We start from the raw sequence: 14,168 nt of genomic DNA on the forward strand, positions 1-14,168 counted from the left end.
AAAATAAAAATAAAAAAAAATTATTTCTTAGAATCGTTAACGAGTCTTTTTAGAATTGCCCATTGTTTTAATGCATCACGGGCTTCAACAGCAGGGTAGCCTAACATGGTTTTTCCGGCAGGAATATCACAAGTAACTCCTGAACCAGCACCAACAATAGCACCGTCTCCAATAGTAGTATGATCTTTTATCGAAGCACTTCCTCCAATGATAACACCATTTCCTAGAGTTACAGAACCTGCTAAACCGCTGTTTCCAGCCATAATACAAAACTTTCCTAGCTTACTGTTGTGTCCTATTTGAACTAAATTGTCAATTTTGCAACCATCACCTAAAACCGTAGAACTGAATTTTCCTCTGTCAATACAACTGTTTGCACCAATTTCGACATTATTTCCAATGATTACATTTCCAATTTGTGGAATTTTTACCAAGCCTTTTTCAGGACAAGGACGGAATCCAAAACCATCTGCTCCAATGGTAGCATTAGGATGGATAATACACGCATTACCAATATGACAACGTTCTCTTACTACCGTTCCCGACCAAATTATGGTGTTTTTTCCAATAGTAGATTCGTCAAGAATAGTCACATTAGGATAAATAGTGCTGTTTTCTCCAATTTTTACATTAGGACCAATATAAGTTCCTGAACCAATTTTTGTTCCCGCACCAATACTAGCTGTTTTATCAACAACTGCATTGGGATGAATATCTACAAAAAATTGAGGCAGAGGTGGCGCAAAAAGTTCTAATATTTGCGACATCGCTAAATCGGCATTTTTTACTTTTATGAAAGCTCTATTCTCGCCTGGTTCAATGGATATATCTTCATTAACAACTGCAACACTGGCTTTAGATGTAGCCCAAAGTTTTTCGTATTTTTTGTTTCCAATAAAAGAAATTTCAGAATCAGAAGCAGCTTCAAGTTGCTCAGCAGCAGTGATTTTTTGCGATGTATTGCCAGAAATAACGCCTTTAAGGACCTCGTTTATTTCTTGTATAGAATAGGATTTCATATAGTGGTTATAAGTTAGTTCTAATAGAGGGCTCAAATAAAGTGATTCTATAGAGATAATCCTAATATTTTAAGAATAGTGGACTGAAGATTTAACACAGACTTTTTTTTAAGAGTCATTTGTATTCTTTTTTTAACTAATTGACGTTTTTATTACACCCAATAGCTAGTATGAAGAAGTCTATAAAACAATAAAACTACCTGAAAAAGTAGTTTTATTGTTCTTACGATGTTGTGGTTTTATATTTTAACCTTGATAACGATTTTTTTAATTTTCCCATTGCTAATCATAGCTGCATGAACATCTTCAGGAAACAAGATGGTGAATTGTTTCGGATTTAACTCAAAAAACATATCGGGTTGGTCAAAGAAAAAACGAACGTCTTTTTCGTCACTATAGTCACCATTTGGGCTCACACATTTTTCTCTAGGTTTCCAGGCATAAGTTTCTGGTCCCGCCACACAAACCTGTATGTCGATATTTTTATCATGACATTCAAAATGAACTAAACTTTGTTCTTTTGAATTTCCATTTCCAGAATTAACGATAATTTTTAAATCATCTGAATATTGGGTTACGCCATCAGCCAGATTAGCTAAGTCGTTTTCATTTAAAAATTGAAATGCCTTTTCGAATGCAGGGTGTAAACCATAGTATTTCGCAGCATTATTTAATGAATCTACAATCATTTTAAAGTTGTTTTAATTTTATTGGTAAAAGTATAATTGCTTTTTTTGAAACAAAAAATAAAAGTACATTTTTAAATTTAATAGCCTAATGAAATTTGTATAAAAAAGGTTCTCGATACATTTTTGTTTTACTACACAAAAAAACACTACCATTGACGTTTTTATTAAAAGTGAAAAATTAGATTTACTAATTTTCTTTTTTGCTTGATCAAAAAAGAAACAAAAAAATATTCATGCGTTCTTATTGTTTTTCGGTATTCATGAATCTTCGATTTCAAGTCTTACGCTTCCTCGTCGGTCAAATTAGTTTTCGAATTAGCTTCGCTCTGTTCGCCTTTGGCTCGAGTCTAAAAGAAAATAACTCTCCGCCGCGGCGGATCAAACAGATTTTCTTTTTACGCATTCTTCAAACATTTGACAGTCGACTGCGGAAGCTAAGGACGGTTGAGTCACGGAAATAGCAGCATTTTGAATTAGAGTTTTGTACATTTGTTCTTATTCGAAATGGAATAAAACTTTATTTTTGAAGAAATTATATCCGTTATAAAGCTTAAACAAATAAAAACTACAGATGACTCATTTTCTTAAAACGATTACACTATTGCTTTTTTTAGTTGTATTTGTATCCTGTAAATCACAAAGTTCAGTAGCTGTTGCTAAGAAAGAAAATGCTGTAGTGCTTGATGATACTACCTTTGTAAATCTAAAAAACTACAGTTCTGATTTTGTGTATGACATGAAATATGCCACCGATGACAATTTCCTGAAAGCTAAAGTTTATGATTGTGCCGAATGCTACCTGCGATTAAAAACTGTTAAAGCTTTAGTTGTAGCGAATCAGGAATTTATAAAAAAAGGCTACCGAATTAAGCTTTTCGATTGTTATCGTCCGTTAGATATTCAAAAAAAGATGTGGGCAATAGTTTCTAATCCAGAATATGTGGCTGATCCTGCCAAAGGTTCCATTCATAATCGGGGAGGAGCAGTAGATATTACATTGGTAAACAAAAGAGGAAGAGAATTAGATATGGGAACTAAATTTGATTTTTTCGGAATCGAAGCCAGTCATGCCTATGAAAATCTATCTCAAAAAGTAAAAGATAATCGAATTCTACTTAAAAGTATTATGATAGAAAACGGCTTTAATTCTTTTGATTCAGAATGGTGGCATTATAATTTGAAATCGGCTTTGACGGATAAGGTTGCCAATGAAAAATGGAAGTGTAATTAGTTCTGATGCCATAATTCTCAGATTAAATTCTTTGAATAAAATAGCTCGCTCCGCTGGAGCTTTTTTTGACAATCCATTTTTTCTACAAACAGTATTTCCCGACGGGACTAAAACAGCTCCGTTAGGAGCGAAATGTTTGTAGAAGACGGTGATTATTAGTTAAAATAAAGCTCCAGCGGAGCGACCTATCATTAAACGCTATAAATATTGGGTTAAGGCTTATTTTTTAAGGGACAATAATGTTTTAATATAAAAAAAGTCAACACTTTCAGTTTATTAGAGACTAATTAAACTTTGAAAGTGTTGACTTTTTATGATAAATCAAATAAAAAACAGTCGACTATTGGTTTAGTTTTCGATGCATTTTAAATTATTGATAAAATAAGTTTCCGGTTGATAGGTTTTTCCAGTTAATTCCGAAACCAGTTGTTTTTTGATAATATAATCTTCGGTATCCGATAAATATTTTATTCGCATTAATGAAAGTGGGGAACTTTTTAAGTCTTCCAATGTGCCTTTCATGAACATGAAGTTTCCAACAATTACGCGGTTATCAAACCCTTTTTCGTCTCTGATCATGCTACCACAATATTCCAGAGTAGTATGCACCAGAGTGATTACTTTTCCGTTGTTTAGCTGTAAATATAATTTAGAGTTTTTATCAAAACAATTGGCTTTAATAAAACCTTTACTTTTTTGGATGAGTTGTACATTAAGCGTTGGTAGACCATCAGTCATAGACAAAGTGTAAAAAATATAGCTGGATGTACCTGCAAAAATTTTCTCAGAAATAAGATATTCCTTGGTTATTTTATAAGTTCCAATAGAATCAGTTACGTTAGTGGCATAGTCGCAAGAAGTTTGCGCAAAAGTAGATAGGGATAATAAGAATAAGGCAGTAAGTAATAGTTTTTTCATTTTAGTTTATTTTGGCGCAAATTAATACTATTTTATTATTATTTACATCAGTAGTGAAAAAAGTATAAAGATTTCCTCCTTCTTTTATTTTCCATTTTTTCCGGATGTTTTCAACTGTTGCAGGGAAATTCCGAGTAGTTATATTGGCTTGTTTTCCACTTAAAAAGTTTTTCATTTCGATTTTGTTGTACGGAAAAGCAGCTTTGATTTCGAAAATTCTACCCGGAAACGATAGGATTTCATCAGCGGTGTACAAATGCGAATGTTTGTGAAGTTTACTAATATTATAATTTACGGATACTTCGTCAAATCCGCCCGATTTCATGATGGCACTATTGGGTTCGTACAAATATTTTTTAGGTAAACTATAATCAGGAAATACCGATTCTTGATTCATTAAAAATTCAAAAGTATCAATAACACCTTTGTTGATGTTGACTGTTTTCAAAGTGATTTCGCCCGCATAATCTTTGTGCAATTCCCATAGAAGCTCTTTTACTTCGTTTTCCAGAGCTACAATATGAATGGATTTTACGTTTTTCAGTTCGGATAATCCTGCCGAAAGATCTAATAAAGGAGCGGTTTTGATTAAGATAGCATCCGAATTTTCGAAATAAAAATTTAGATTTTCGGGAACATTAGGCAAACAATCTTTGAGCATAAAAACTTTACCTTTGGCATCATTTCGTCTCGAAGGATCAATGTAAATCCAATCCCATTTTCGGTGGAGTGTTTTTAAGGTTTCAAAGCTGTCACCAGCATGGCATTCGATATTTTTAATATTCAGCTGTTCGAAATTGTGTTTTACAATTTCAGATAGTTCAGGATTAATTTCGCAATGGACTACCGATTTGATTTTGGCAGCAAAAAAAGAATCATCCACGCCAAAACCGCCAGTGAGATCGATTAAGGATTCTCCAGAAAGAATGCTGGTTTTGTATAAAGCCGTTGGTTCGGAAGAGGTTTGTTCGACCGAAATTTTACTGGGATAAATAATATTTCTAGTGTTAAACCAAGTAGGTAATTTGTCTTTAGCTTTTGTTTTCGCTTCAATTTGATTCAAAATCCGAATCCATTCGATATCAGGAAATGGATTTTTTTGGAGGGCTAATTTCGAAATGGAGTTCCCTATTTGGTTTTCAATAAATTCTTGAATTTGGGGTTGTAAAATTGTAAAATCCAAACCTAAATATCTTTAGTTAGCAATTGAATGATTTTGTTTTCTGGAAGGAATTCTTTTCCTATCACTTTCAGAATTGTGTACAACGGAACAGCAATAATCATCCCTAATATTCCCGAAAGAAAGCCCGCAATTAAAATTACAAGAAAGATTTCCAAAGGATGAGAACTGACACTTTTTGAGAAAATAACGGGTTGCGAAACATTATTGTCTACAATTTGAACAATCCAAAAACCGATTAATACATAAATAGTTGTAGGTAAAATTTCAGATTGGAAGTCATTTCCTAAGTTACTCAACATGGTCAATAAAGCCGCCAATACAGAAGCAATCAATGGACCGATGTAAGGAATGATATTCAATACGGCGCATAAAAAAGCAATAATAAGTGCATTGGGAATTCCAAAAATGATTAAAACAATCAGATATAAAACGAATACAATAAACAATTGCAATAATAATCCAATGAAATAACGGGAAAGTAAATCGTTGATTTTTTCGAAAGAGTTTAAAAATTGCTCTTCATAACTATCCGGGATTAGTTTTTTAGCTCCACGTAAAAAGAGTACTCTGTCTTTTAAAAAGAAAAAAGTAATAAATAATACCGAACCTAAGCCCACACCAAGGCTACTAATTGTTCCTAAAATGCTATTCAAAAAATCAGGGATAAAAGTAAAGTTGATCTTTGAGGAAATATTAGCTTCTTTTAATACTTTGGAAGAATCTATATTATGAGAATCTAGAAAGACCTTGATTTGGTTCACTAATTCGGTAATGTTTTTTTCTATTGCAGCGGTATTAAGCAGCGATAAATTTTGTCCTTGCGAAGAAACCAAAGGAACAAACATCAAAATAAATCCAAGAATAATCAATACAAAAATAAATATTGTAGTTACTGTAGCGAGGATATGGCTGAATTTTAATCGCTTTTTAAAGAAATTTAAAATAGGTTTTCCAATCATAGTAAGAATCATTGAAACTACCAAATAAGTTAGAACTGTGCTGATTTGATATAGAAAAAGCGAAATTAAACCGACAATAACTACGGTTAGTAAAGCGCGAAGGATTCCGTTGGATATCGTTTTTGATGTAATCATAGCAGTGTTTTAGTTTATAAAGATAAAGAAACTCAAATCATTTTTGAAGTAAATTCATAAAGCGCAATGCTTGCAGCCTGAACTACATTCATACTGCTGTTTTGACCAAACATGTTGATGTGTACAATTTGGTTTGAAATTGCCAAAAGAGCTTCGTTTACGCCATTGATTTCGCTTCCAATTACAAGTGCTATTTTTTTATTGGAAGGTAATACAACTTCTTTTAATGCTTTGCTGGTTGCAGCTATTTCTAACGAAATTATTTCATAATTATTCTCTTGTAAGTAATTAATCAAAACGTCGTTTTCTTCAATTACGGTATAAGGAACATGTAAATGGGTACTTCTGGACGTTTTATTTATTTTTCGGGGATTTAGAGGGATGTCTTTTCCTAAGAAAATAATTTTCTCAATTCCGAAAGCTTCTCCAATTCTGAAAAGCGAACCAATGTTTTGTTGGAAATAGATATTGTCACAAACGAGCGTAATAGGAAACTGCGTTTGTTTAAACTGATTTTCTTCGTGTTTTAGTTGCACTTGAATTAGTTATTAAAAATATAGTTTATAATATTAGCCCCCATTTTCAATGCTTTTTCGCGTACTTCGATGGGATCGTTATGGACTTCTGGATCCTCCCAGCCATCACCTAAATCACATTCATAAGTATATAAAAGCACTAATCTATTGTCTGCGAAAATGCCAAAAGCTTGTGGACGTTTGCCATCGTGTTCGTGAATTTTTGGTAAACCATTGGTGAAAAGATAGGGTTTTAGAAAGATAGCATGACTAGCAGGGATTTCAATCAATTCCTTGTTAGGGAATATTTTTTTAATTTCTTTTCGAATGTATTGATCCATTCCGTAATTGTCATCAATATGTAAAAAACCACCGCCTTTTAAATATTTTTGAAGATTACTCACATCCGATTCACTAAAAACAACATTTCCGTGTCCTGTCATGTGAATAAAAGGATAGGAAAATAAATCAGGACTACTGGGTTCTACCGTGGCGGGTTTTGGATTAATAGTCGTGTTGATATGGTTGTTGCAAAAACGAATTAAATTGGGCAGCGAAGTAGGATTGGCATACCAATCGCCACCACCGCTGTATTTTACCAAGGCAATTTCCTGGGAAAAAGAAGCGAAAGAAATCAATAGTAAAACAAGATATATTTTTTTCATTTTTTAGTCCTTAGTGATTAGTCCTTAGTCCCATGCTGTGTTTAGTCATTGCGAGGAACGAAGCAATCTCATTTGTTTTTAATATCGTAAGATTGCTTCGTTCCTCGCAATGACTTATTCATTAAAAAATACCACACTATGGCAAGCTACTAACGCTGCTGTTTCAGTTCTTAATCTGGTGTTGCCTAAAGAAACAGGAATATAATTGTTCTCTAATGCCAATGCGATTTCTTTAACTGAAAAATCGCCTTCGGGTCCAATAAGCAAAGTAATGTCTTCGTTGGCTTTTAAAACCGATTTTAATGTTTTTTTATCGGTTTCTTCACAATGGGCAATTAATAATGTGCCTTTGTTTTTTTGAGTTACAAATTCTTTAAAACTAACTGCTTCGTTCAATTTTGGTAAGTAAGGTTCGTTGCACTGTTTCAATGCAGACAGGATAATTTTTTCAAATCGTTCTTTGTTAATAACCTTTCTTTCGGAACGATCACAAATGATGGGCGTGATTTCCTGAACACCAATTTCGGTTGCTTTTTCTAAAAACCATTCGTAGCGGTCGTTCATTTTTGTTGGAGCAACGGCTAGATGCAAATGAAATTTTGGGGTTTCTTTTTTCTCAAAAGCATTAATCTTTACCGTGCATTTATTATCTGAAGCTAAGGTGATTTCGCATTCAAAAATGTAGCCTAAGCCATTGGTTACAAATAAAATATCACCGTCTTTTTTTCGTAAGACTTTGATAATGTGTTTGCTTTCTTCTTTGTCAAAGAAAAAGATTTCAGTTTGTTCGTCAATATTTGGATTGTAAAATAATTGCATAGTTTAGAATTGAATTCGTGCTTTAGAAACTACTGAAGCGTTTTCGAAATTTTGGGATAAGAACTTTTGATAACCTACAATTCCTATCATGGCAGCATTATCGGTGGTGTATTCAAATTTAGGGACAAATGTTTTCCAACCGTATTTTTGTTCGGCTTCTTTGAGGGTATTTCTAATTCCGGAATTAGCTGAAACACCTCCACCGATGGCAATTTGTTTAATTCCCGTTTCTTGTACCGCTAATTTTAATTTATCCATTAATATTTGAATAATGGTATATTGGATAGAAGCGCAAATATCGTTGATGTTTTCATCAATAAAATTCGGATTCTCTATTTTTTTCTTTTGAATGAAATATAAGATTGCCGTTTTTAGACCTGAAAAACTAAAATCCAGTCCCGGAACTTTTGGTTTGGTAAAAGGGAAGGCTTTTGGATTTCCTAATTGAGCATATTTATCTACTAAAGGACCGCCAGGGTAGGGAAGTCCCAGGATTTTAGCGCTTTTGTCAAAAGCTTCTCCTACGGCATCATCAGTAGTTTCTCCAATTATTTGCATGTCAAAAAAATCGTTGACTTTTACAATTTGAGTATGTCCACCGCTAATAGTCAAGGCTAAAAAAGGAAATTCTGGTTTTTCAAAACCTTCTTCGTCAATAAAATGGGCTAAAATGTGGGCGTGCATGTGGTTTACTGCAATAAGCGGAATTCCTAAAGCCAATGCTGTCGATTTAGCAAAAGAGCTTCCCACAAGCAAAGACCCCATTAAGCCGGGACCTTGCGTAAAAGCAATGGCTGACAACTGTTCTTTTTGGATATTGGCTTTTTTCAAAGCGGCATCAATTACGGGGACAATATTTTGCTGATGAGCACGCGAAGCTAATTCAGGAACGACTCCGCCATATTGTGTGTGAATTAATTGATTTGCCACAACATTTGAAAGCACTTTGTCGTTACATAAAACAGCTGCTGCAGTATCATCGCAGGAACTTTCAATAGCAAGAATAAAAACCTCTGGATTTAGCATAAAAAGGCACAAATTTTGAATTATCTTTAGAAACCGATTATATTTTATTTAATTTTACGGCGCAGCCAAAATTAAAGAATTTTTATTAAAGGTACTGCCGTTTCACCAGTAAAATAGTTTTTTAAGAAAAAGAATATAACAGTAAAAGATATCAAAAAAGTCAGCAAAATAATTTTACATTTCCTATTTAAACTAATCCTACTTTTATTAGTGCTAGGAATACTTTTCTCATTGCCTTTTGTTCAGAGCGAAATAACAGTATTTGCTGAGGCAATATTTATAGTTTGTTGCTGCATGCTATTTTTTGGGTTAAAACCTAAATACTTCCTACTTGGACTAATCCTATTATTATTAGTGCTTGGTATTGCTTTATCATTACCTACAGTCCAGACTAAAGTGGGTAAGTATTTGATGAATCGTGTTAATAATGATTTTGGCACTAATATCAATATTGATAAGGCTAAGATATCTGTTTTTGGTGGTGTTAAAATTCAAAATGTATTGATTTTAGATCATCACAAGGATACTTTGATTTATTCCAAAATTTTGAATACCAATATTTTTGATCTTAACGGATTTTTAAATGGCGATTTGTTGTTTAATACCGTTCGTTTGGATGGCGTTTTATTTGATTTAAAAACATACAAAAACGAAAAGAAAACTAATATTGATATTTTTATTGATGCTTTTGGCTCTGATAAACCGTCGGCTACAGGAAAACATTTTCTATTAAAATCAGACAAGGCTTATATCGCCCACGGACATTTTATAATGACTGATGAAAATAAAGCCAATCCTAAAGATGTTGATTTTAAAAATGTAAATATCGAATTGACTGATTTTAAGCTGCATGGTCCAGATGTTAATGCAACAATAAATAAATTATCACTTTTAGACCATAGAGGTTTGTTTATTGAAGACTTAAGCGCTGTTTTTAGTTATACCAAGAAAAAAATAAAACTTGAAAATTTAGATTTAAAAACACCTGAATCTAAAATTAAAGCTGAGGTTACGATGAATTATAAAATTCAGGATTTTGCTCGTTTTAATGATAGAGTAAAGTTTGATGTTAAGCTCCATTCCGCTTCGATTGCAACAAATGATATTCGCTATTTTTATAAAGGCTTAGGTGTTAATCAGTTTTTTTACATTAATAGTACTGATATAAAAGGAACGTTGAATGATTTATATATAAGTAATTTAAAACTTGTTGATTCCAGAAAATCACGTATGTATGGTGCTATTAATTTCAAAAATATTTTTGGAAAAGACCATCAACGATTTTATATGGATGGCGATTTTACGAGAATCAATTCCAGTTATGATAATCTGGTGGTTATGCTACCCAATGTTCTTGGAAAGAAATTACCTGTAGAATTAAAAACGCTAGGCAATTTTTCGATAAAAGGAAATACCCAACTTACAGCAACGACCATTGATACCGATTTGAATGTAATTTCACAATTAGGAAAATTGCAATCAAAATTTGAAATGACTAATATTGATGTTATTGATAAGGCGGCTTATACCGGAAATGTTGTTTTAGAAAATTTTGATATTGGAACTTTTTTAAGTCGTGATGATTTAGGAAGGGTAAGTATGGATATTGATGTAGATGGAAAAGGATTTACTGAGAAATATTTGAATACGCAATTGAATGGAGTTATAAGTAAAATGGATTATAAAAATTATACTTATAATAATATTACTGTAAATGGGAATTTTAAATTGCCTTATTATAAAGGACAAATTTCAGTAGTTGATTCTAATTTAGAAATGGATTTTGATGGGTTGGTCGATTTAAGTGCCAAAGAAAATAAATACGATTTCCATATTAATGTAGCTCATGCTGATTTGAGTAAATTGAAATTAGTAAAAGATAGTGTTTCTCATTTTAAAGGAGATGTACTAGTACAAGTTACAGGAAATTCGATTGAAAATTTACAAGGAAATGTTTATATAAAACAGACATCTTATCAAAATGTAAAAGATACCTATAGTTTTGATGATTTCAATATCAATTCGACTTTTGATGAAAATAGAATTCGTACGTTAACCATAAATTCTCCTGATATCATCGATGGAAAAGTTGTAGGGCGTTTTCAGTTTAGTCAATTGGGCAAATTGACAAGAAACTCGTTGGGTAGTTTGTACACCAATTTTAAACCGGAAAAGGTAAATAAAGGACAGTTTTTAAAATTTAATTTCACGGTTTACAGCAAGATAGTTGAAATTTTATTTCCTGAAATAGCTCTGGCAACTAATACGGTTTTGAAAGGAAATATCAAATCGGATAATCAGGAATTTAAGATGAATTTTAATTCGCCTAAAATTGTATATGCTAAAAATACCTTCGATAATATTAGGGTTGCTATTGATAACAAAAACCCATTGTTTAATGCTTTTGTTGAGTTAGATAGTATCAAAACGCCTTATTATAAAATTCACGATTTTAGTTTGATTAATATTACCACAAAGGATACTTTACTATTTCGTTCAGAGTTTAAAGGAGGCGAAAAAGGGGAGGATTATTTCAACCTGAACTTATTTCACACTATTGATAAGAATAATAACAATGTGGTGGGTATCAGTAAATCGGAGATGAAATTCAAAGAAAACTTATGGTATTTGAATCAAAAAGACAGTTATGATAATAAAATAGTTTTTGATAAAATCTTTAAGAATTTCAATTTTGATAATATCGTATTGTCTCATGAAAACCAATCGGTGGCTTTAAATGGAACAATCAAGGATAATTTAAATAAGGATTTAGAGCTCAGTTTTAAAGATGTCGATTTGTATAAGATTACGCCTTTAAGCAGCAAGTTTGTTTTTAGGGGAAATGTAAATGGTGCCATTAATTTTAAACAAAATAACCAAGTCTATAAACCTACAGCTTCATTAGTAATTGATAAATTGAATATCAATAAAACCGATTTAGGGGTTTTAAAATTCAATATCGAAGGAAATCAAAGTCTGGATAAATTTACGATTGATTCTTATTTGCAAAATGACAATTTGGAATCTTTTAATGCTAACGGAAGTTTTGAAATCGTTAATAAAAAGACTATTCTTGACTTAAAGCTGAAATTAGATAAATTTAATCTGGGAGTTTTTGGTTCTTTAGGAGGCAATGTTTTGTCTAATGTTCGAGGTTTTGTAACAGGAAATTCGATTGTAACTGGCGATGTAAATAAGCCTAAAATAAGTGGTCGATTATTTGTAGACAAAGCAGGATTGACTATTCCGTATTTAAATGTCGATTATCAATTGAGTGATCGTTCAATAGTTGATTTAGTTGATGAGACGTTTTTGTTTAGAAATAATACCATTACCGATTCGAAATTCAATACCAAAGGTTTGTTGAACGGTAGTATTCAACACAATAATTTTTCAGATTGGAAATTAGATTTTGCAATTGCTTCAAGAAGATTAGTTGCTTTAGATACCAAAGATTCTGAAGATGCAGCTTATTATGGAACGGCATTTATCAATGGAAATGCTACTATCAAAGGTCCTACAAACTCATTATTTATAAAAATAGATGCGAAATCAGAAAAAGGAACTGATGTTAAAATTCCAATTAATTATGCTGAGAGCGTAGGTGAAAATTCATTTATCCATTTTGTTACACCTAAAGAAAAGTATAATAAAAAAATGGGTATTGTTGAAAATAGCCGAAAATATAACGGACTCGAATTAGAATTTGATTTAGACATTACGCCTGATGCTGAAGTAGAAGTAATATTAGATCGAAATTCAGGTCATGGAATGCGCGGTAGAGGTTATGGTTCGCTTTTGTTTAAAATTAACACCTTAGGAAAGTTTCAAATGTGGGGAGATTTCCAGGCATATGAAGGAACCTATAATTTTAAATACGGCGGATTAATTGATAAGAAGTTTGACGTTAAAAAAGGAGGTTCTATTTCTTGGGAAGGGAATCCAATGCGAGCACAGTTGAACTTGCAGGCCGTTTATAAAACCATTGCTAATCCAGCCGTTTTATTGGATAACTCTTCATTTAACAGAAAAGTGCCGGTGAATGTAATTATTGGAATTCAAGGAGATTTGGCCAGTCCGGATCCGGATTTTAATATTGAGTTCCCAACGGTGAGTAATGTTTTAAAATCAGAAATTCAATATAAATTATACGATAAAGATGTAAGGCAAACACAGGCCTTGTATTTACTTTCTTCAGGAGGGTTCTTAAGTCCGGAAGGGGTGAATCAATCTGATTTTTCAGGAAGTTTATTTGAAACCGCTTCTAGTTTGTTAGGAGATATCCTAAAAACAGATAATGATAGATTTAAGGTAGGTTTGAATTATGTTTCTCCAGATAAAAGAATTGGTAAGGAAACGGATGGTAGAGTAGTGGCCACTATTTCGTCAAAAATCAATGAGCGAATTACAATTAATGGAAAAGTGGGGGTTCCATTTGGAGGAATTAATGAATCGGCAGTTGTTGGGGATGTTGAGGTTCAATATAGAGTGAACCAGGACGGAACGATGAATTTAAGGCTGTTTAACAGAGAAAACGATATTAATTATATTGGGCAAGGAATTGGTTACACCCAAGGATTAGGGGTTACTTATGAAGTTGATTTTGATACTTTTAGAGAATTGGTTAATAAAATATTTAAGAAATATAAAATTCAAAAAGTAGACACTACAAATGAATATTTCCAAGATTCTAATGTAGCACCAGAATACATTAATTTCAATAAAAGCAAATCTCCTAAAAAAGAAGATTCAAAAAATAATACTGAAGCCATAAAAACGGATGAAGATTAATTTTTGAGGAATCGAATACTCTTAACTTAAAAGTACTTTTTTAGAATCTGAACTTGTTTCGTATAATTGTTATTTTAACGTCAATAATAAGTTATTCTTAGTTAAATTCTCTAAAAATCGATTTCTGTCAAAAAAAAACTGTGTTTTTTTGTTTTTTGTGAAACTTATTAACGAAAACGTTTGAATTTTAGGCAATTAGTTAAAATAACAAGGCATAC

The 14,168-nt window shown here is 32.2% G+C and carries 11 protein-coding genes; 2 read left to right on the forward strand and 9 right to left on the reverse strand.

Annotation, left to right across the window (positions count from 1 at the left end; translation table 11 throughout):
* Nucleotides 1–20: 20 nt before the first annotated feature.
* Complete coding sequence (lpxD, locus tag GTZ96_RS01390; RefSeq protein WP_161640803.1) at nt 21–1,019, reverse strand: UDP-3-O-(3-hydroxymyristoyl)glucosamine N-acyltransferase; 999 nt, start codon at nt 1,017–1,019, stop codon at nt 21–23.
* A gap of 239 nt (nt 1,020–1,258) precedes the next feature.
* A complete protein-coding gene (locus GTZ96_RS01395; RefSeq protein ID WP_161640804.1) occupies nt 1,259–1,708 on the reverse strand; it encodes a YhcH/YjgK/YiaL family protein in 450 nt (149 codons plus the stop codon).
* A gap of 571 nt (nt 1,709–2,279) precedes the next feature.
* On the opposite strand from GTZ96_RS01395, the gene GTZ96_RS01400 reads away from it, so the two are divergent.
* The gene (locus GTZ96_RS01400; RefSeq protein ID WP_161640805.1) at nt 2,280–2,939 is read left to right on the forward strand and encodes a M15 family metallopeptidase; all 660 of its coding nucleotides are present in this window, start codon (nt 2,280–2,282) and stop codon (nt 2,937–2,939) included.
* 348 nt (nt 2,940–3,287) lie between these two features.
* Here the strand turns inward: GTZ96_RS01400 and GTZ96_RS01405 are convergent, their stop codons facing one another.
* The 7 genes from GTZ96_RS01405 to tsaD all read right to left on the reverse strand — a co-directional run bounded on the left by GTZ96_RS01405 (nt 3,288) and on the right by tsaD (nt 9,159).
* Nucleotides 3,288–3,857: a hypothetical protein gene (locus GTZ96_RS01405; RefSeq protein ID WP_161640806.1), complete on the reverse strand. Its 570-nt coding sequence runs from the start codon at nt 3,855–3,857 to the stop codon at nt 3,288–3,290.
* Nucleotide 3,858: 1 nt separating this feature from the next.
* Nucleotides 3,859–5,040: a class I SAM-dependent methyltransferase gene (locus GTZ96_RS01410; protein ID WP_161640807.1), complete on the reverse strand. Its 1,182-nt coding sequence runs from the start codon at nt 5,038–5,040 to the stop codon at nt 3,859–3,861.
* Nucleotides 5,041–5,042: 2 nt separating this feature from the next.
* Nucleotides 5,043–6,134, reverse strand: coding sequence for an AI-2E family transporter (locus tag GTZ96_RS01415; protein ID WP_161640808.1), 1,092 nt, complete (start codon nt 6,132–6,134; stop codon nt 5,043–5,045).
* 32 nt (nt 6,135–6,166) lie between these two features.
* Nucleotides 6,167–6,670 (reverse strand): TrmH family RNA methyltransferase, encoded by a 504-nt coding sequence (locus GTZ96_RS01420; protein WP_161640809.1) that lies wholly within the window; start codon nt 6,668–6,670, stop codon nt 6,167–6,169.
* 5 nt (nt 6,671–6,675) lie between these two features.
* Nucleotides 6,676–7,314, reverse strand: coding sequence for a DUF4159 domain-containing protein (locus GTZ96_RS01425; protein ID WP_161640810.1), 639 nt, complete (start codon nt 7,312–7,314; stop codon nt 6,676–6,678).
* 114 nt (nt 7,315–7,428) lie between these two features.
* Entirely contained in the window at nt 7,429–8,133 is a 705-nt protein-coding gene (locus GTZ96_RS01430; RefSeq protein ID WP_161640811.1) for a 16S rRNA (uracil(1498)-N(3))-methyltransferase, read from the reverse strand.
* A 3-nt stretch (nt 8,134–8,136) separates the two neighbouring features.
* The gene (gene tsaD, locus GTZ96_RS01435) at nt 8,137–9,159 is read right to left on the reverse strand and encodes a tRNA (adenosine(37)-N6)-threonylcarbamoyltransferase complex transferase subunit TsaD (protein WP_161640812.1); all 1,023 of its coding nucleotides are present in this window, start codon (nt 9,157–9,159) and stop codon (nt 8,137–8,139) included.
* Between the two features lie 294 nt (nt 9,160–9,453).
* On the opposite strand from tsaD, the gene GTZ96_RS01440 reads away from it, so the two are divergent.
* Nucleotides 9,454–13,950, forward strand: a complete 4,497-nt coding sequence (locus GTZ96_RS01440) for a translocation/assembly module TamB domain-containing protein (protein WP_161640973.1) — start codon at nt 9,454–9,456, stop codon at nt 13,948–13,950.
* The last annotated feature ends 218 nt before the right edge of the window (nt 13,951–14,168 follow it).

The organism is Flavobacterium undicola, from assembly GCF_009909155.2.
In the GTDB taxonomy this organism is placed as follows: domain Bacteria; phylum Bacteroidota; class Bacteroidia; order Flavobacteriales; family Flavobacteriaceae; genus Flavobacterium; species Flavobacterium undicola.

Excerpts from the sequence above, each read along its gene's own strand:
- lpxD (WP_161640803.1), bottom strand. The coding sequence starts at position 1,019 with ATGAAATCCTATTCTATACAAGAAATAAACGAGGTCCTTAAAGGCGTT.
- GTZ96_RS01395 (WP_161640804.1), bottom strand. The coding sequence starts at position 1,708 with ATGATTGTAGATTCATTAAATAATGCTGCGAAATACTATGGTTTACAC.
- GTZ96_RS01400 (WP_161640805.1), top strand. The coding sequence starts at position 2,280 with ATGACTCATTTTCTTAAAACGATTACACTATTGCTTTTTTTAGTTGTA.
- GTZ96_RS01405 (WP_161640806.1), bottom strand. The coding sequence starts at position 3,857 with ATGAAAAAACTATTACTTACTGCCTTATTCTTATTATCCCTATCTACT.
- GTZ96_RS01415 (WP_161640808.1), bottom strand. The coding sequence starts at position 6,134 with ATGATTACATCAAAAACGATATCCAACGGAATCCTTCGCGCTTTACTA.
- GTZ96_RS01425 (WP_161640810.1), bottom strand. The coding sequence starts at position 7,314 with ATGAAAAAAATATATCTTGTTTTACTATTGATTTCTTTCGCTTCTTTT.
- GTZ96_RS01430 (WP_161640811.1), bottom strand. The coding sequence starts at position 8,133 with ATGCAATTATTTTACAATCCAAATATTGACGAACAAACTGAAATCTTT.
- tsaD (WP_161640812.1), bottom strand. The coding sequence starts at position 9,159 with ATGCTAAATCCAGAGGTTTTTATTCTTGCTATTGAAAGTTCCTGCGAT.
- GTZ96_RS01440 (WP_161640973.1), top strand. The coding sequence starts at position 9,454 with ATGCTATTTTTTGGGTTAAAACCTAAATACTTCCTACTTGGACTAATC.